The 21,480-nt window shown below is 37.5% G+C and carries 6 protein-coding genes; all 6 read right to left on the bottom strand.

The window, feature by feature from the left end; genetic code table 11:
* Positions 1–174 precede the first annotated feature (174 nt).
* Entirely contained in the window at positions 175–15,672 is a 15,498-nt protein-coding gene (locus GQR98_RS03315; protein WP_159018271.1) for a PKD-like domain-containing protein, read from the bottom strand.
* A gap of 301 nt (positions 15,673–15,973) precedes the next feature.
* Entirely contained in the window at positions 15,974–16,615 is a 642-nt protein-coding gene (locus GQR98_RS03320) for a response regulator transcription factor (RefSeq protein ID WP_159018272.1), read from the bottom strand.
* Positions 16,612–17,367, bottom strand: coding sequence for a sensor histidine kinase (locus tag GQR98_RS03325; RefSeq protein WP_159018273.1), 756 nt, complete (start codon positions 17,365–17,367; stop codon positions 16,612–16,614). The genes GQR98_RS03320 and GQR98_RS03325 overlap by 4 nt, the downstream gene beginning before the upstream one ends.
* Entirely contained in the window at positions 17,340–17,666 is a 327-nt protein-coding gene (locus GQR98_RS03330) for a hypothetical protein (protein ID WP_159018274.1), read from the bottom strand. Before GQR98_RS03330 ends, GQR98_RS03325 begins: the two co-directional genes overlap by 28 nt.
* A 353-nt stretch (positions 17,667–18,019) precedes the next feature.
* On the bottom strand, positions 18,020–18,736 hold the full coding sequence (locus tag GQR98_RS03335) for a hypothetical protein (RefSeq protein ID WP_159018275.1): 717 nt from the start codon (positions 18,734–18,736) through the stop codon (positions 18,020–18,022).
* Between the two features lie 134 nt (positions 18,737–18,870).
* The gene (locus GQR98_RS03340; protein ID WP_159018276.1) at positions 18,871–21,366 is read right to left on the bottom strand and encodes a hypothetical protein; all 2,496 of its coding nucleotides are present in this window, start codon (positions 21,364–21,366) and stop codon (positions 18,871–18,873) included.
* Between the last annotated feature and the right edge of the window lie 114 nt (positions 21,367–21,480).

Consider the following 21,480-nt stretch of genomic DNA (forward strand, 5'->3'; position numbering starts at 1 on the left):
CAGAAAAAATGTAGAAGCATATATTAACAAAAATAATAGGCTGATATTTCTGGCGCACCATCAACATCAACCTATTGTTTTCTGTTCAATATTAATCTTTATTACTTAATATTTAAAATGGCTTTTCAATCACTTAAATCTAGTAATAACATTCTTTCTTCTTAATAACTCATTCTATCTGTTAATATAAATCCAACCTGTTTTTGGTTTAGACCCATCTCCTAAATCTAAAACATAGTAGTACGTCCCAACAGGTAACTCTTTCGCCTCGTTTATGGTTACCCTTCCGTTAGAAGTTCCATCCCAAGTATTAGAATATCCTTTGGCTTGGTAAACAATATTTCCCCAACGGTTATAAACCTCCAATTTATTATTCGGATAGTTTTCAATACAACTAATTAAAAACAAATCGTTATCGCCATCACTATTCGGAGAGAACTCGTTATATACTTCCAAACATTGCGGTGTAACAAAAGCGGTAGATGTGTTGTTTGATGTATTCATATCCATTCCACCATCTAAACTAAAAATAGTCGCTGTATTTAAATAATCTCCAGTACCTAGAACTTCAACTGTAATTTCTAAAAGTTGTATATCGCCTTCATTTAATACAGGCACCGTCCATTCACCATCGTTCTCAGAATAAGTTCCGGCAGTGGCTATGTAAGAAATAAATTCATATCCACTAGGAATAAATTCTTCAACAACAATATTATTTGCCGTTACAGAACCTTCATTAGTTAAAGTAATAGTAAAAACAACTTCGTTATTAACAACCGGTTCTGCTTCATTTACAACTTTCTCTACACTTAAGTCTGAAGCACCACTAAAGATACTTACTGTAGCATCATCTGGATCACCATCATTGTCTACATCGGCATTTGTTGCATTATCAGGATCATCGGAATCTTCACGGATTGAAGTTGTTGAATTAACAATTGTTGCATCTACAAATGCTGTATTAACTACGCTACCTGCATCAATATCTTCAACCGTTACCACATGCTCCGCGTTAGCTGTAAAGGTTTCTCCTGGCGCTAAAGAGGCCACAGTTGATGCACTTGTAAATGTTGCATTAGTATCTGATAAAATGATATTTAATAAAGTAACATTACCAGCATTGGTAACTGAAATACTATACGTTAAAACATCTCCAATATTGGTATACGAACCAAAATCGACAGCTTTAGTTACGTCTAAAATAGCCAATTGTGGTGTAACGGTTACTGTTGCATCATCTGGTTCTCCATCGCCATTGGTATCATTATCTGTAGTATTATTTGGATCATCAGAATCGTCTGTAACTAAACCGTCTTTAGGATCTTCAGCATTTACAACCGCAGTATTTGTTACCGAACCTGTATCTAAATCAATTTGCGTAATAGTATGATTTGCACCTAGCATCATGCTTTCTCCTGGCGCTAATGTTGTGATATTAGCTGGAGAAATACTTCCTGCATCGGCATTAATATCAGAAATTACGATATCTGTTAACGTAACATTACCGGTATTAACAACTTCTAAAACATAAGTAATAACTTCTCCTACGCTATCCCATAGACCATCTGGCGCTAAATCGGCTGCTTTGGTAAGCGAGATTGAAGGTGATTGAGTAATATTAGTTACTGTTACATCATCAGGATCTCCATCGGCATTAGCATCATTATCTGCCATGTTATTCGGATCATCAGAAATATCGCTTACCGCATTTCCTAAAGCATCGGTTGCATTTACATTCGCTGAATTTGAAACCGTTCCGACATCTAAATCTGCTTGTGTTAATGTATGTGTTGCCGTAACAGAAATACTTTCACCAGGAACTAATAAGGTAATATTACCCGGAGAAACACTACCAGCATCGGCATTAGCATCTGTTATTAAAATATTAGTTAATGTAATGTTACCCGTATTGGTTACAGTGATATTGTAAGCGATTTGCTCTCCAACGCTATCGTAACTTCCATCGTTAGCCGCTAAGGCTTCTTTAATAATACTTATTTTACCTTCTATCGGTAAACTTGTAACGGTATCATCGTCTGGGTTTCCATCATTATTATCATCTACATTGGCTGGGTTGTTTGGATCATCAGAATTATCTGAAACATCATTTCCATCAGGATCCTCACCTGTAACCACAGCGGCATTTGTTATACTGCCCGAATCTATATCGAATTGGGTGATAGTATAAACAGCTGTAAATGTTGCATTATCTATTTCTCCAGGAATTAAATCTATAGCAGCTCCATTTACCGCAACTAACGGGTCTGAAATACTAATATCGGTAACGGTTACATTTCCTGAGTTAATCACTTCAAATGCATAACTAATAGTTTCGCCTACATTGGCAAGACCGTTTCCGTTGGCATCATTAAAAGTTCCTGTTTTAGTTAAAGTTAATTCTGGATTTCTAGTTAAACTTGTTACTGTTGGATCATCTGGATCTCCATCACCATTAATATCTTCATTGGTTGGGTTATCCGGATCATCAGAGAAATCACTAACATCGGTTACAGTACTTCCATCAATATCTTGCCCTATTGCGAGAGCAGTATTTGTTAAATTACCAGCATCGATATCACTTTGCTGAATAGTATAAACTGCAGAGAAATTAGTGTTATTTACTTGCCCAGGATTTAAATCTATTGGAGCCCCCACAACACTAACAATTGGATCTGTAATTGTTACTCCGAAGATGGTTACATTTCCTGTGTTTCTAATATCAAAAACATAAGATATTGTTTCACCTGCCTGTGGAATTCCATCAGCGTTTTCATCGTTAAATGTTCCTATTTTATATAATGATAATTTAGGATCTCTTGATAAACTAGTAACAGTTGCGTCATTATTGTTACTTGTTGTTGGATCATCGGAATCATCGGTTATTGTGTTTCCTGATGGATCTGTACCCGAAGCCGTAGCCATATTTTCAACACTACCTGTATTAACATCAGTTTGATTTAAAACATATATTGCTGTAAATGTAGTACTATCCGTTTCACCTGGAACTAAAGTAATAGCACTACCTGAAACTGAAACTAAAGGATCTGAAATAGTTATCCCAAAGATAGTCACATTCCCTGTATTAGAGACATCAAACGTATACTGAATGGTTTCTCCTGCCTGAGCTAAGCCATCGCTATTAGCATCGATAAACACGCCGGTTTTGGCGACGCTTAATTCCGGATTACTTGCAAGAGTTGTAACGGTAGCATCATCTGGTTCGCCATCACCATTAGCATCAAAATCGGTAGCATTTGTCGGATCATCAGATGTATCTGTTACATTAGCTCCATTGGTATCTTCACCATTTACGGTTGCAGAATTTGTAATACCACCAAGATCGATATCGGCTTGTGTAATAGTATAAACCGCATAGAATGTAGCATTATTTACTTCGGTTGGCATTAAAGTTATTGGTCCGCCATTAACCGTAACTAAAGGATCTGTAACCAAGATATTAGTCAGCGTTACATTCCCTGTATTAATTACTGAAAAATTATATGTTAAAGTTTCATCTTTTTGCGGTATACCATCGCCATTTTCATCATTAAACACCGATACTTTTTCTAATTGCATTGATGGATTTTGGGCAATGATTGTATTAGTTACATCGTCTGGTTCGCCATCTGCATTGGTATCATTATCTGTTGCATCATTTGGATCATCCGAATCATCGGTAACCACATTCCCGAATGTATCTGTGCCTGAAACCGATGCTGTATTGCTAACCAATCCTGAATTTATTTCATCTTGAGTAATAGTATGTGTTGCCGTTAAAGAAACACTAGCCCCTGGCGCGATACTCGAAATAACTAAAGGTACAATACTTCCGTTATCGGCATTAGCATCTGTTACACTAACATTAGTTAAGGTTACATTACCTGTATTGGTTACTATTAATGCGTAAACTATTTGTTCTCCAACGGTATCATAGCTTCCATCTGCTGCTGGTAAAGTTGCTTTAGTCAAACTAATACCGCCTTGTACTGGTAACGTTGTAACGGTAGCATCATCTGGTTCCCCATCTCCGTTAGCATCAAAATCTGTAGCATTGGTTGGATCATCAGAAGCATCTGTTACTGCACTTCCGTTTGGCGCTTCACCATTAACTACAGCTGTATTACTTATGCTTCCTGAATCGATATCCGTTTGAGTAATGGTATATACAGCAGTAAATGTACTATCATCATTTTCAGTTGGGTTTAGAGTTATTGCTCCTCCCGTAACCGTAACCAAAGCATCTGTAACAGTAATATTATTAATGGTAACATTACCTGTATTTACAACATTGAAGGTGTAACTAATAGTTTCTCCTACTTGAGAAATACCATCGTTATTTTCATCTACAAAAACACCTGTTTTAGTAACACTCATTTTCGGGTTAGCCACTAAAAGTGTTACTGTATCATCATCAGGATCTCCATCGCTATCCACATCGTTATTTGTTGGGTTATTTGGATCGTCTGATGTATCTGTCACAGCATTACCATTTGGATCTTGTCCTGAAACTGAAGCCGAATTACTAACACTACCCGAATTAATATCTGCCAATGTTAAGATATAGGTTGCTGTAAATGTTGAATCGTCTCTTTCGTTTGGAAGAAGATCAATAGGACCTCCATTTACTGAAACCAAATTATCTATTATTGCAATATTTGTTATGGTAACATTTCCTATGTTTCGAACATCAAAAGAATAACTAACAGTTTCACCTACTTCAGGGAAACCATTTCCGTTTTCATCATTAAACTGAGACGTTTTTAATAAGGATAATTTAGGATCTTGTAATAATGTGGTAACCGTAGGGTCATTATTTGCTGATGTTGTTGGATCATCGGAAACTGCACTTACAAAAGTTCCTCTTTGCGAAGTTCCAGATACCGTTGCGGTGTTAGAAACATCTCCAGAATTTATATCATCTTGCGTTAAGGTGTAAACAGCAGTAAACGTAGTATTATCTATTTCGGTTGGCGCTAAAGTAATTGGTGCTCCCGAAACAGTTACTAAAGGATCTGAAATAGACACGCCGTAAAGCGTTACATTCCCTGTGTTAGCCACATCAAAAGTATAAGCTATAGTTTCTCCTACTTGTGCTACGCCATCTCCATTAGCATCAATAAAAACACCTGTTTTAGAAACAGCTAACATCGCGACTTCATCAAAATTAAATATAGTAGCATCATCTGGCTCACCATCGCCATTAACATCAATGTTTGCAGTATTATTTGGATTATCTGAAACATCGATAACTTGATTTCCATTAGGATCATTACCCGATACGGTTGCCGAATTTGTAATACTTCCTGAATCAATATTAGATTGAGTAATGGTATAATTCCCGAAAAACGTTGTAGCATCAGAACCTGTAGGAGCTAAATCTATTGGTCCACCATTAACAGTAATCAATGGATCGCTAATAGAAATATTAGTTAACGACACGTTTCCTGTATTAGAAACTGTGAAGTTATAGGTTAAAGTTTCTCCTTCTTGAGGAATACCATCGGCGTTTTCATCATTAAAGGTTACTACTTTTTCTAAAGACATTGATGGTGTTTGTTCTAACACTGTAACTGTAGCATCATTAGGATCTGTTGTACTCGGATCATCAGATACATCTGAAACCTCAGTTCCACAAGGATCAAAACCAGATGCTATAGCACTATTTATAACTTCGCCTGCATCTAAATCGGCTTGAGTAATAGTATGCGATGCGTTAAAAGTAACCGTTCCAAAAGCTGGAATTGTATTAAAAGTTAAAGGTGAAATACTTCCTGAATCGGCATTTACATCGGAAAGTGTTACATTGCTTACTTCAACTTCATTAATATTTTCTACTATAATTTCATATTGAATAACCTCTCCAACCGTATTATAACTTCCATCTGAAGCAGCTAATGTCGATTTACGAACTACAAGTTCAGCTTCCGGACTTACGGTTACAATATATTGATATGGATCTCCAAGACATCCATCTGCTGATGTTGGCGTTATGGTATAAATTATAGCTTGAACAGCTCCTGAAGTATTTATTAAATTATCTGTAATTGAATTTGCTGTTGAAACTGTTGTTGTTTCTCCATTCACATTACTATTCTCGTTGGCCACCCATGAAAATGTTGCTCCACTTAAATCAACATCCGTTGTTAAATCATGATTTAAAACAATATTACTGCACGTTGTATCAACAGGTAAAACAGCCACAAAAGGTTCTGGATTAACAGACACTAACAACTCGAATGTGTTCCCTTCACACCCATCAGAATTAAAAGGTGTTATAGTGTAAAGTATATTTTGAATTACTCCACTCGTATTTGTAATAGCATCTGGTATAATAGTTCCACTACCATTTGCAGCACCACTAACGTTTGTATTTGGAACAATTTCCCAAGTAAAGGTAACTCCTGATAATGATGATAAATTAGTTAAATCGTAATCCATAGAAACATCACTACATACCGTAACACCGGTATCCGTAATCTCTAATGTTGCTGTTACATCTATAGTATATGTATAAGTGTAAACCGAAGTATTACCAGCACAATCTGTATAGGTAAATGTGTATATTTTTTCACCATCACATAACGGATCTTCATTTTCTGTAACAACAGGAATAATGTTATTTCCGCATACATCGATTACCACAGGAGCAATTGGTTCTGTAGCATCTGCAACATCCATAACTGTACTCGAATCATTCGTTGGAACCACCGGTAAAGTCGTAGTTTCAATCGTATATGTGTAGGTATAAACTGAAACATTATTAGCACAATCCGTATAAGTGAATGTATAAATTTTATCACCTTCGCAAGCTGGATCTGTGTTTTCTGTTATTACTGGAATAATATTATTGCCGCAGACATCAGTTACCGTTGGTGTTGCCGGTTGAACCGCATCTGCAATACATTCTACAGTGCTGGTTGCATTCGCTGGAACTACAGGTAATGTCGACACATCAATCGTATAGGTGTAGGTATAAACGGATACATTGTTAGCACAATCCGTATAAGTGAAAGTGTAAATCTTATCGCCTTCGCAAGTTGGATCCGTGTTTTCTGTGATCACTGGAATAATGTTATTTCCGCAAACATCCGTTACTGTTGGTGTGGCTGGTTGAACCGCATCTGCAATACATTCTACAGTGTTGGTTGCATTCGCTGGAACTACAGGTAATGTCGACACATCAATCGTATAGGTGTAGGTATAAACGGATACATTGTTAGCACAATCCGTATAAGTGAAAGTGTAAATCTTATCGCCTTCACAAGTTGGATCCGTGTTTTCTGTGATCACTGGAATAATGTTATTTCCGCAAACATCCGTTACTGTTGGTGTGACTGGTTGAACCGCATCTGCAATACATTCTACAGTGCTAGAATCATCCGTTGGAACAACTGGTAAGGTTAAAACATCAATCGTGTATGTGTATTGCCAAACTTGAACGTTATCGGCACAATCTCTGTACTCGTATTCCCAAACCATGTCACCTTCACAGGCTACTGCTGTTGCAGTGGTCAATAAAGTTGGTACAACATCATTGCCACAATTATCTTTTATCGTGGCTGGTGCGCCTGGATTAGTCGCATCTGCTGGACAATCTACCGTGCTACTTTCGTTTGCCGGAATCGTCATACCATCGGGCATGTCAATAGTGTATGTGTATTGCCAAACTTGAACGTTATCGGCGCAATCTCTATACTCGTATTCCCAAACCATATCACCTTCACAGGCTACTGCTGTTGGAGTGGTCAATAAAGTTGGTACAACATCATTACCACAGTTATCTTGAATGGTTGCTGGTGCTCCTGGATTAGTCGCATCTGCTGGACAATCTACCGTGCTACTTTCGTTTGCCGGAATCGTCATACCATCAGGCATGTCAATAGTGTATGTGTATTGCCAAACTTGAACGTTATCAGCGCAATCTCTGTACTCATATTCCCAAACCATATCACCTTCACAGGCTACTGCACTTGGAGTTGTCAATAAAGTTGGTATAACATCATTTCCACAATTATCTTGAATGGTTGCTGGTGCACCTGGATTAGTCCCGTCTGCTGGACAATCTACCGTGCTACTTCCGTTTGCCGGAATCGTCATACCGTCAGGCATGTCAATCGTGTAGGTGTATTGCCAAACTTGAACGTTATCAGCGCAATCTCTGTACTCGTATTCCCAAACCATATCCCCTTCGCAGGCTACGGCTGTTGGTGTGGTTAATAAAGTTGGTACAACATCATTGCCACAATTATCTTTTATCGTGGCTGGTGCGCCTGGATTGGTCGCGTCTGCTGGACAATCTACTGTACTACTTTCGTTAGTCGGAATCGTCATACCATCAGGCATGTCGATGGTGTAGGTGTATTGCCAAACTTGAACGTTATTGGCACAATCTCTGTACTCGTATTCCCAAACCATAGCACCTTCACAAGCTATTGCTGTTGGAGTGGTTAATAAGTTTGGTATCACATCATTGCCACAGTTATCTTGAATCGTGGTTGGTGCACCTGGATTAGTGGCGTCTGCTGGACAATCTACTGTGCTACTTCCGTTAGCCGGAATCGTCATACCATCAGGCATGTCGATGGTGTATGTGTATTGCCAAACTTGAACGTTATCGGCACAATCTCTGTACTCGTATTCCCAAACCATAGCACCTTCACAAGCTATTGCTGTTGGAGTGGTTAATAAGTTTGGTATCACATCATTGCCACAGTTATCTTGAATCGTGGTTGGTGCACCTGGATTGGTCGCGTCTGCTGGACAATCTACAGTACTACTTCCGTTAGCTGGAATCGTCATACCATCAGGCATGTCAATCGTGTAGGTGTATTGCCAAACTTGAACGTTATCAGCGCAATCTCTGTACTCGTATTCCCAAACCATATCCCCTTCGCAGGCTACGGCTGTTGGTGTGGTTAATAAAGTTGGTACAACATCATTGCCACAATTATCTTTTATCGTGGCTGGCGCGCCTGGATTGGTCGCGTCTGCAGGACAATCTACGGTACTACTTTCGTTAGCTGGAATCGTCATACCGTCAGGCATATCGATGGTGTAGGTGTATTGCCAAATTTGAACGTTATTGGCACAATCTCTGTACTCGTATTCCCAAACCATAGCGCCTTCACAGGCTACGGCTGTTGGAGTGGTTAGTAAGGTTGGTATCACATCATTGCCACAGTTATCTTGGATTGTTGCAGGTACACCTGGATTGGTCGCGTCTGCTGGACAATCTACAGTACTACTTCCGTTAGCCGGAATCGTCATACCATCAGGCATATCGATGGTGTAGGTGTATTGCCAAATTTGAACGTTATTGGCGCAATCTCTGTACTCGTATTCCCAAACCATAGCACCTTCGCAGACTACTGCACTTGGAGTGGTTAATAAGGTTGGTACAACATTGTTGCCACAATTATCTTGTATCGTTGCAGGTGCGCCTGGATTGGTCGCGTCTGCTGGACAATCTACTGTACTACTTTCGTTAGCCGGAATCGACATACCATCAGGCATGTCGATGGTGTAGGTGTATTGCCAAACTTGAACGTTATTGGCACAATCTCTGTACTCGTATTCCCAAACCATAGCGCCTTCACAGGCTACGGCTGTTGGTGTGGTTAGTAAGGTTGGTATCACATCATTGCCACAGTTATCTTGGATTGTTGCAGGTACACCTGGATTGGTCGCGTCTGCTGGACAATCTACAGTACTACTTCCGTTAGCTGGAATCGTCATACCATCAGGCATGTCAATCGTGTAGGTGTATTGCCAAACTTGAACGTTATCAGCGCAATCTCTGTACTCGTATTCCCAAACCATATCCCCTTCGCAGGCTACGGCTGTTGGTGTGGTTAATAAAGTTGGTACAACATCATTGCCACAATTATCTTTTATCGTGGCTGGCGCGCCTGGATTGGTCGCGTCTGCAGGACAATCTACGGTACTACTTTCGTTAGCTGGAATCGTCATACCGTCAGGCATATCGATGGTGTAGGTGTATTGCCAAATTTGAACGTTATTGGCACAATCTCTGTACTCGTATTCCCAAACCATAGCGCCTTCACAGGCTACGGCTGTTGGAGTGGTTAGTAAGGTTGGTATCACATCATTGCCACAGTTATCTTGGATTGTTGCTGGTGCACCTGGATTAGTCGCGTCTGCTGGACAATCTACCGTGCTACTTCCGTTTGCCGGAATCGTCATACCGTCAGGCATGTCAATCGTGTAGGTGTATTGCCAAACTTGAACGTTATCAGCGCAATCTCTGTACTCGTATTCCCAAACCATATCACCTTCACAGGCTACTGCACTTGGAGTTGTCAATAAAGTTGGTATAACATCATTTCCACAATTATCTTGAATCGTGGCTGGTGCGCCTGGATTAGTCGCATCTGCTGGACAATCTACTGTACTACTTTCGTTAGCCGGAATCGTCATACCATCAGGCATATCAATCGTGTATGTGTATTGCCAAACTTGAACGTTATCAGCACAATCTCTGTACTCGTATTCCCAAACTATATCTCCTTCACAAGCTACTGCTGTTGGAGTTGTCAATAAAGTTGGTATAACATCATTGCCACAGTTATCTTGAATCGTGGCTGGTGCGCCTGGATTAGTGGCGTCTGATGGACAATCTACCGTGCTACTTCCGTTAGCTGGAATCGTCATACCATCGGGCATATCGATGGTGTATGTGTATTGCCAAACTTGAACGTTATCAGCGCAATCTCTGTACTCGTATTCCCAAACCATAGCACCTTCACAGGCTACGGCTGTTGGAGTGGTTGATAAGGTTGGTACAACATCGTTGCCACAATTATCTTGGATTGTTGTTGGTGCGCCTGGATTAGTCGCGTCTGCTGGACAATCTACCGTGCTACTTCCGTTGGCAGGAATGGTCATACCGTCAGGCATGTCAATCGTGTACGTGTATTGCCAAACTTGAACGTTATTGGCGCAATCTCTATACTCATATTCCCAAACCATAGCGCCTTCACAAGCTACGGCTGTTGGAGTGGTTAATAAAGTTGGTATCACATCATTGCCACAATTATCTTGAATTGTTGCAGGTGCGCCTGGATTGGTGGCATCTGCAGGACAATCTACTGTGCTACTTCCGTTAGCCGGAATCGTCATACCGTCAGGCATGTCGATGGTGTAGGTGTATTGCCAAACTTGAACGTTATCAGCGCAATCTCTGTACTCGTATTCCCAAACCATAGCACCTTCGCAGGCTACTGCACTTGGAGTGGTTAGTAAAGTTGGTATCACATCATTGCCACAATTATCTTGGATTGTTGCAGGTACACCTGGATTGGTCGCGTCTGCTGGACAATCTACAGTGCTACTTCCGTTAGCCGGAATCGTCATACCATCGGGCATGTCAATCGTGTAGGTGTATTGCCAAACTTGAACGTTATCAGCGCAATCTCTGTACTCGTATTCCCAAACCATAGAACCTTCGCAGGCTGCTGCACTTGGAGTGGTTAGTAAAGTTGGTATCACATCATTGCCACAATTATCTTGAATTGTTGCAGGTGCGCCTGGATTGGTCGCGTCTGCTGGACAATCTACCGTGCTACTTCCATTAGCTGGAATCGTCATACCATCGGGCATATCGATGGTATAGGTAAACGTATAAACAGCCACATTACCAGTACAAACTGGATCGGTATAAGTAAATGTGTATATCTTATCTCCTTCACATACGGGATCAGTATTAGAAGTTATTACAGGAGTGATGGATGATCCATTAGAATCATTCACAACAGGAGCATCGGGTTGCACTGCATCAGAAAGGCAATCAGCAACATCAGATTCATCTTCCGGAACCACTAATTGAGAATGCACCGTTACTTGATAGACGTAAACATCATTAATATCTCCACCTACATTTACTGAAATTGCATACTCAACAATTTGATCTAAACCCGATATATTAACTAAAGTATCCGTTATTAAAGTTGCTGATGATATTGACAAAGTCTCCCCAGTAACATTTGGATTATCTGTAGCAGACCAACTGTATGTTTCTCCTACAAAATTGTTATCATCTGTTAAGTCATGATTTAATGTTTCATCACTACAAATTGTATCTATTGGATGTACGGTTACAGTAACATCGGCCGTTGGATCAACAAAATTACCCGTTTTTGCATTACCTGTTGCTGTTACAGTATTTGTTATATCTGCTTGATTTGAAATATCTGCAGCCGTCACTTGATAGGTCGCTGTCCATGTTCCTGTTTCTCCAGGCGCTAAAGTATCTATTTCGTTATCTGAATTATCAGCATCTGTTCCTGTTGTACTTTGCAAAGCAGGAGTTGTTATTGTTCCATCGGCGACATGAACATCAGCAATACTTACATTATCAATAGTTACATTATTATCATTTGTAACCACATAGGTATATGTTATGGTTTGCCCTTCCGTGACGTTAAAATAATCATCTACAACTTTCGAAACAGATAAAGAAGGCACTGAAATTAAAGGTGTAACAGTAGGATCTGCAGCTGTAATTCCGTTGCTAAAATCATCAGTTGTTGTGTTATCATCTGGATCATCCGACAAATCGGTAACACTTCCATTGTTTGGATCAAGACTTCCCACTGTTGCAGTATTTACAACTTCTCCATTATCTAAATCTTCTTGTGTAATAAAGTGAGTTACCATAAATGTCGCCATTTCTGTAGGCTCCATACTATCAACAATACCATCAGAATTATCAGCATCTGTTCCGGTAGTATTGGATAAAACAATGACATCGGCATTTGGATCCACAATATTAATATCGGTTAGAGTTACATTACCGACACTTGTTGCTATAATGGTATAAACAATAGCTTCTCCAACGGTATCAAAAGCTCCATCTGCAGCTGTCAAATCTACTTTTGTAACTTGTAATTGTCCAAACTGAGGAATTGATACTACAGTAGCATCATTAGGAGCTGCAGTTGTTGGATCATCAGAATCATCTGAAATCGTAGTACCTTCAACAGGCTCTGTTCCACTAGCTGTAGCTGTGTTTGTTACGTTTCCATTATCAAAATCAGCTTGTATTATAGTATGTTGAGCTGTAAAGACAAATGACGCTCCTGCTGGTAGATTAGGTAAAGTAGCAGGAGAGATACTTCCGGAATCAGCATTTGCATCTGTTACCGTTACACTATCTAAACTTACATTACCCGTGTTAATTACGGTTATTTCATAAGCGATTACTTCTCCTAAATCATCGTATAAACCATCTGAAGCCGGTTGCGCTATTTTTTCAACTTCTAAACTTCCTAATTGTTCAATTGGTGTTATAGTTGGATCGTCTACTGCATTATTTGTATCATCTGGATCATCAGATACATCAGAAATAACATAACCATTCGCTAATGTAGCATTCGCTGTAGCGGAATTAACCACTTGCCCCGCTTCAATATCTGCCTGAGTAATAGTATGCGTTGCTGTAAAATTAGCCGATGCTCCTATGGCTAAATTTGCAACAGAACTAGGTATTAAACTTCCTGAATCTATTTTAAGGTCGGTAATTGTAATATTAGTTAAAGCTGTATCTCCCGTATTTGTAACAACAAAATCGTAAGTAATCACTTCCCCTAAGGTATCATAACTACCATCTACAGCAGCTCTATCAACCTTAGTAACTTCTATTTCGCTATTTATAATATTTACATCTTCAGTTTCATCATCAAGTAAAACATCGCCTTCTATTTCTGTTTGTGTATTAACAATAACATTGGTTACGGTAGTTGTTGCTGCTACTTCATTTACCGAAGCTACAATTTCTATAGTATGTATTTCTCCACTAAACATATCTCCTATAGTCCAATTAGGTGCCGACCAAGTTCCATATGAAGGCGTTCCACTAACAAAAGTTAATTCCGGAGGAAGTAAATCATTAATAACTAAATTGGTTACTTGGTTTATCCCTAAATGCTCGACGCTAATTGTAAATATAACGTTATCACCTTCTAAAACGGGTGATGCATCTACGACTTTAGTTAGCACTAATTCCGGATCACAATTATAAGCGGATATAACCGCAGAATCGTAAGTACAAGCACCTCTGGTCACTCTCACAAAAAAATCTCCAGGTTCCGAAGGCGTATATACATTAGTAGTTTCTCCTAAAATTTCCACACCATTTTCAAACCATTGATAAGCATCGAAACCACCAGTAATTTCAATAACATCGGCTCCTGGCAAACAACCACCTCCGGTAACATCTAACTCCACTATTGGTACGGTATCAAAGCCAGAAAAATACCCAGCAAGACCTGCATTACTGCCAAAAGACATAAATGTACCTACAGCTATCGGTCCTGTCGATGTTACATCAACTTCACCTGTCAATCCATTTATAAAAAAAGTTTTCCAATCTGCTGTTCCAGCTACAGGTGTAGAAGTCAAAGCCCCAAAATCCCCATTCCCATCGGTTACGGTTATATTTCCGTCGGGAGTTGTAGTCGATGCCAAAATTGTTAAGGCAGATTCATTTGAATTAACGCCAGCAATACGATGTATACTTGAAACTTCATCTAAAATATTTGGTAACAAACAATTTACAGGTGCTATAAAATTCATTCCTAAAGTTTGCCTTCCAGATAAACCGGCTAAACATTGAAATGCATATGCTTCCTTTGAGGTTTGAATATACATGTTTCCACCAGCCGAATTCACAGACCAATTCGCAACTTCTAAATACTCTCCATTATTGATAGTACCCTGATAAACACCTCCTGCAAAAACATCTGTAGCATTCTGTGTTGCTACTATTATAGCAAATTCTGTTTCATTATCTGACGCTCCATTTCCTCTTACAAAAACATAGTCACGCCCTAAAACATTTGTAGGTACTGGCTGATCTATGCCTACATCACGAGACCCAGACCCTGTTCTAACACCTACATTTAGCCCACCTAAACTTATTGCTATTTTTTTATCGGAAGTAAGCGTGGCTCCCAGCCAACCATCAATATTTGCGGTAGTTGCATTTTTTGGAGCTTCTATTACATAAGTTTCGTATTGCTGAAGTGTTATGGTTAAAAAATCTGGAGATGAAGCAGGAATACCAGATGGTTCTCTAAAAATACAACCAGGATCATAACCAAAAACAGTAACCGTTGTAGTCCCGGGATCTGTAGCCATAATACCTAAACTGGTAGATAGCGTACTATTGGAAGCGTTGTTTGCAATACCTCCCCATCTAAAATCTGTTCCTAATGCAGCCTTTCCTTTTGATGTTAACGAGCCTGCTTGTGCACTAGAACGCCCTCTATAATTAACATAAAATTTTTGACCTCCAGGGGCTACAAACCGCAATCCTGCTGTTGATAAAGCCGTACCTGTACTTGCATTGTTTATTAAAGTAATACCATTATCTCCATTACCTAAACTTAACCCTGTTGTAGAAGAATCTATAATATAGGGTGATCCATTAGACAAAGAAAACGTTAAAGATGGTACCGCATTAACACCTCTGTAAACCTCAACATTAAATGTGCCTTCTGTCGCAGGGGTTGAAATATAAATAGCCTGCTGATTAATTGATTGGTTATTGGTACCTTGTTTTAATGGTGGTAAATAATGCGCACTATCTAACTGAGCAAAACTATTGGTTATAAAATAAAGGAATACAGATATAAAGAGTAAAATTCTTTTCATGCAAGTAAATTTTTTAAAACAGCATTTTGCAAATTTTCGGGCGCTGCCAATTAATCAATAATACAGGGACTATTATAAAAATAACCTATTGTAACAAAAATAGCACTAAATAATCCAAGAATGTAGCACAAACCCGACAAAAAAAGAGCTGATTGAAGAAAAGATACCGTTTTTAAAAGAAAAGAAGCGTGTTTTATAACAAAAAAAACAAGTAACCCCTTTAATTCTGTGTAAATAAAAGACTTAAACAAGCTAAAAAAGTATCACAAAATAGATTTTAAGATGATGATTTTATGCGAATTTACAAATGCACTATTTTGTTTTTAATAGCATAAAGCACTAGACCTATTTTGTTTTTTACATGAAGTTTTTGGAATAAGGCATCACGATAGCCATCGATTGTTTTGGGACTTAAAAACATTTTTTCGGCGATTTCTTTATAGGTTAATTCGGAGCAAACCAGTTTTATAAATTCTAGTTCGCGTTCTTTTAATTGATAAACCCCACTATGCTCATCATTTAAAGAATTAACTAAAATACTAGAAACCTCTTTGGTGTGATAGTATCCTGTAGAAATCACCTCTTTTAAAGCCGTTTCTAAAATTTCTTTTTCAACATCTTTAAGTAAATATCCCTTTGCTCCTGCTTTAAGCATTTTTATAATAGTCCCCTCTGCACCTTCCACCGAAAGGGCTATTACTTTTATCTGCGGATACTCTTTTTTTAAAACCCCGGTAGTTTCTATACCATTCAAAATAGGCATATTAACATCCATTAAGACGACGTCTGGAATATTACCCGGAAGCTTCAATTTATCTAATAATTCCTGCCCATTATTACATTGGTATGGCACTTCAAACTTACTAAACGCATTAACTAGTCCAGCAATTGCCTGAGACAATAAAATATGATCTTCAACAATGACTACCTTGTATGGATTCATGATTTATAATTATAATTATAAGTTATTGTTAATTGCGTGCCTTGGTTTAGTTTAGAAAAAATATTAACACCTGCATTTACTAGTTGCCCTCTACTTTTTATGTTCGACAATCCTATACCCGAGAAGCTATTAGGCTCTTCCATATCGAAACCTTTACCGTCATCTTTGGCTATTATTAATAGCTCGTTCGCTTTATAATGTAACGTTACATCTAAATGCCTTGCTTTAGCATGCTTCATGGTATTAGAGAAAAATTCTTGCAAAATTCTAAATAATACTATTTCCGTTTTCTCATTTATTATTCTTTCTTCACCTAAAACCTCAATAGATGCTTTAATAAAATTAAGCCGATTAAAACGTTCAATTTCCTGAGTAACAGCTTCCGTAAAACGCATTAACTTTAAAGCCTCTGGATTGATAAGTTTAGATAACGACCTCAACTCTGTTAACCCCTTGTTTAGCGTTAGCTTTACATCTTCAATATTTTTTGGATCCTGAATTTGTATTTTGGCCAGCGTTAATAACTGCCCAATATTATCATGCAATTCCCAGCTTATGTTTCTAAAGGTTTCTTCCCGAATTTCTATTTGAGTTTTAGCAATTTCCTGCTCAAATTGCTTTTCTATTTCTTTTTGTTTTAATAATAAAAGATTTTTTCTTCTGTTAAAAACAACAAATAGCGCTACAAGTATTAAACATAAAAAAACTAATGTAAAAACGGCAACTAATATTGCTTGTCCTTCTCTCCCCATATAAACCCGAAAATAAAACAAATATTCATCACTATACTTAAAACACTACTTATTTCTAGAATATACTTTAAATCTACCAACTCATAAAGGTAATTTCGAACTACACGAATAGGTATGTTTCCTGCTAAATAAAGCAAATAACCAACACTAACCCAAAACATGATATTTGTTTTTATAAAAAGAACTTCATCGGTATTTAATACTTCTGAAAAATAAAAAACAATACTCGTTATTAACAGCACAGATGCTATTAAATATGGAATAGTCTGTATTTGATTTAAGTAGTTTTCGAAACACATGTTTATAAAAAAACTTAGCACATAAATAGCTAAAAATATTTTAGTAAATTTCTTGTGTCGCTCTATTTTTAAACATTTATTGAATAATAAAAATAGAAATGAAAAGTTGACAAAATGAAAAACATTATAAATTACAACATTTACAGCAACTCCCATTCTTGTTAAGGTAAACCCTAAAAACTCATTGACTGCAGTGTACCACAATATCACTAAAAAATATTTTAAGAACTCCCGTTTATACTTATAGAAATAAAAAGATCCTACAATAGCAGCAAGAAGCTCTATATACTTTATTGAACTTCTTATTGTAATAAACGAAAGGTCTAAAATCATATGTTTTCTTATAGGTTATATTAATCTTTGTAGGGTGGAGGCGTCATTTCACCTTCGTTATAAATGGTACTGGTTTCTTCAGTATCGCTAGAAAATAAACTAACATTAAAACCTACGCTAGCTTTTTCAATCTTCTTGGCTTGTTTTCTAAACAATTCCAGACGTTCTTTTTTGTTATGACCATCCATAAACTCTTCTACTATTTCAAACTGACCTTCTAATTTATTTGAAGCACTAGATTGTATAATAAATGGCAAATGGTTTAAGTTGTTATACTCTTTATCTCCTCCTTCTACAGCAACAGTAGGTATCATAAAAACGGTTTGCTGTTTAGGGTGATTAATCGTTCTTCCGCTTTCAAATTTCTCAGAATTAGGATAAGCTGCAAAATATATTCTAAGACCAGAAACATCTTGTTTTGGATTTGCTTTTTGAATAGATTCAATATACTTTAAATACGCCTTAATTTCATCTAAAGAATACCAAATAAACTTAGTATCCTCAAAATTACGGTCTCTGTATAAATCTTGAAGTTTGGAATCGAGAACTTGAACTCTATTTTTATCAAATTCAGCAAACATTTCTTTACCTTGTGCGGAAGAGATTAAATGCTTTTTAAGTATATCGTCTTGGGGTTTAATATCTTCTATAGGCTCTTCTCCTTTTAGCGCACCGCTAGAAAAAATAAAAGCAAACAACAGTAAGGGAATAATTAAAAATGGATTAAAAGATTTCATATTACATTGATTTTATGTAACCTCAAAGTTAACTACTATAAAATTAGCGCATAAGAGGGAAAACACCCTTTTTTAAATAAATACTCAAAGATTCCCCGTTTTTAAAAGGAAAAACAAAAAACTATTGCATATTTCTACTCAACACACCTAAGCTTATCCATAAAAAATTCTTTGTAACTTATATTATCAATTTCTCTAATACCTTTTGTACCTCTTAATTTAAGCGATTTTATAGGCGATTTTTCTAAATTTAGAATTTGCGCCTTCGTTAAATCTGCCTTAAACAAAAACTCACCACATTCCATATTCCATGAGTGATACAAGGTTACAGATTGATTATTTTCTAACTGCACCACCACATTAGAACGGCTGTTAGATAAATAACTTACGCAGCCTAAATCTATAGAAGCATTAATGAAAACCGAAATCTTTTTACCGTATTTAAATAGCTCAATATTTACCTTTTCGCTAATAGTATAAGCCTCTGTTTTTATGGTTGTTTTTTTAGTAAAATCATCATATTCATCTAATAAATAATGACAATTATTACGAAATTGCATGCGTTCCGAGTTTTGATTTTCGGCAATACGGTTGCTATCACCCTCTTTTACAGCATTAACCTGAGCTATGGAATCTCTAATTCTATTAGCTTCTAGCTCAACGGCCTGCTTTATAGCATCTGCTTGATTATTTAAAGCCTTTTGCTTTTCTGCTTCTTGTAGAGCCAAGGCATGTTCACTTTCTAAACGTTTAATATGCGCTGCGTTAGCTTTACTTATAGAATCACTAATTCGCGTAGCTTCCTGCTCTGCCTGAAGCTTTAAAGCTTCATTACGAGCAATTGCTAAACGTTCTTTTTTCAAAGCCTCTTCTTCTGCTTTTTCTAGAGCTTTTTTTAACTGACTAGCTTCCAACTCTGCCGCTATTTTTTGAGCCTTTGCATTTTCTCTTTCAATTTCTAATCGTTTATTCTCGGCTACTTGCGCTAAATCTAGAGAATCTTTTATGCGCATAGCCTCTAGCTTCGCCGAGCGTTCTTGCGCTTTTGCTTTTTCTCTTTCAAAAACTAAACGTTTTTTCTCATCTTCTTCTGCTTTTATAATAGAATCGCTAACACGCTTAACTTCTAACTCAGCGGCTTGCTTTAAAGCTAAAGCTTCTAATCTCTCTTGCTCCAAACGTTTATTCTCAGCTGCTTTTGCCGCTATAACAGAATCTTTTTTACGAATTTCTGCTAATTCAGCTTCTCGCTTTAAAGCCTCCAAACGCTCTAACTCTAAACGTTGCTTTGCCGCCTCGTTAGCTTGAGTAATAGAATCTTTTACTTGTTTTATTCTTAGATCTTCTGCCTTTTTTAAGGCCATTGCTTCGGCACGTTTTAAAGCTTCAGCTCTTTCATATTTGAGCAGTATTTCTTTTTCTTTAGCTGCTTTTGCAATAGAATCTGCAACACGTTTAGCCTCTAAGGCTTCGGCTTGTTTTAGAGCTTCTGCTTTTTCATTTTCTAAACGTTGTTTTTCTTCTGCTTCTGCTTTTGCTCTAGAATCTGCAATACGCTGAGCTTCTAGTTCCTCTGCCTTTTTCAAAGCCTCAGCACGTTCTTTTTCTAAATCTAAGCGTTCTTTCTCGGCTACTTTTGCCTGAGCGATAGAGTCGTTAACGCGTTTTGTTTCAAGTTCCGCTTCTTTTTTTCTAATAGTAGCTTGTTCTTTTTCAAACTCTAATCTTTCCTTTTCTGCTTCTTCTGCTTTAGCTATAGAATCCTCAATACGCTGAGCCTCTATTTGTTCTACTTTTTTTAAAGCTTTGGCCTCTTGTTTTTCTAATTCTAAGCGTTCTTTCTCCGCCACTTTTGCTTGAGCGATGGAATCTTTTACACGTTGTACTTCCTGTTCTGCTTCTTGTTTCAACTTTAAAGCTTGCTCTTTTTCCAAACGCGCTTTCTCTTCGGCTTTGGCTTTAGCTACAGAATCTTTTACACGTTGTGCTTCTCGCTCCGCAGCAAATTTTAATTCTTGAGTCTTTATGTTTTCTAAACGTAAACGCTCAACTTCCTTTACTTTAGCAATAGAATCACTAACTCGTTTTGCCTCCAACGCTTCTGCTTGCTTTGCTGATTCCGCACGCATACGCGCTAGTTCTTTTTGCTCCACAGCTTTTACCTGAGCAATAGAATCTGCTATTCTTAATTTCTCAAGATTCTCAGCTTTTCTTTCTGCTATGGAATCATTTATTATTTTTTGTCTTTTTTCATCCGAAAGCACTTCGCCATATTCAATAAGCTCTTGCATTTCTTGCTTTCGTTTTTTCTCTAACTCAATAGCTTTTAAGCTTTCTTTTTCTTGAAAATCGAAATATAAATCGGTCATTTTTTCGGTAACCAACAAGTCGATATCCTTAACAATACCTTCCCATTCTTTAAACCGAACTTTATAATTATCTCTTCCTAAAAAACCAATAACAACACATTTATCATTTATGCTGAACGCCACTACAGGTTCTGATAATTGATTTGAGGTCTTGTCTAAGTTTTTATATAAGTTACCATCTTCTAAAAACTTAGTAGGTATACTAATGTCTTGAGCAAACAAACTCATAGAAAACAATAAAAAGCAAACGTATTTAATCAAAATTTAATTTTTAAATTAATTTGATTCCCGTAAGAAATCAGTTATGCAATAATACTCCAATTTAAACATTTCTAGAATAGTTATCCAAACTTTCTAAGGAATTCGTTACTTAAA

Source organism: Algibacter sp. L3A6 (genome assembly GCF_009796825.1).
Classification (GTDB): domain Bacteria; phylum Bacteroidota; class Bacteroidia; order Flavobacteriales; family Flavobacteriaceae; genus Algibacter.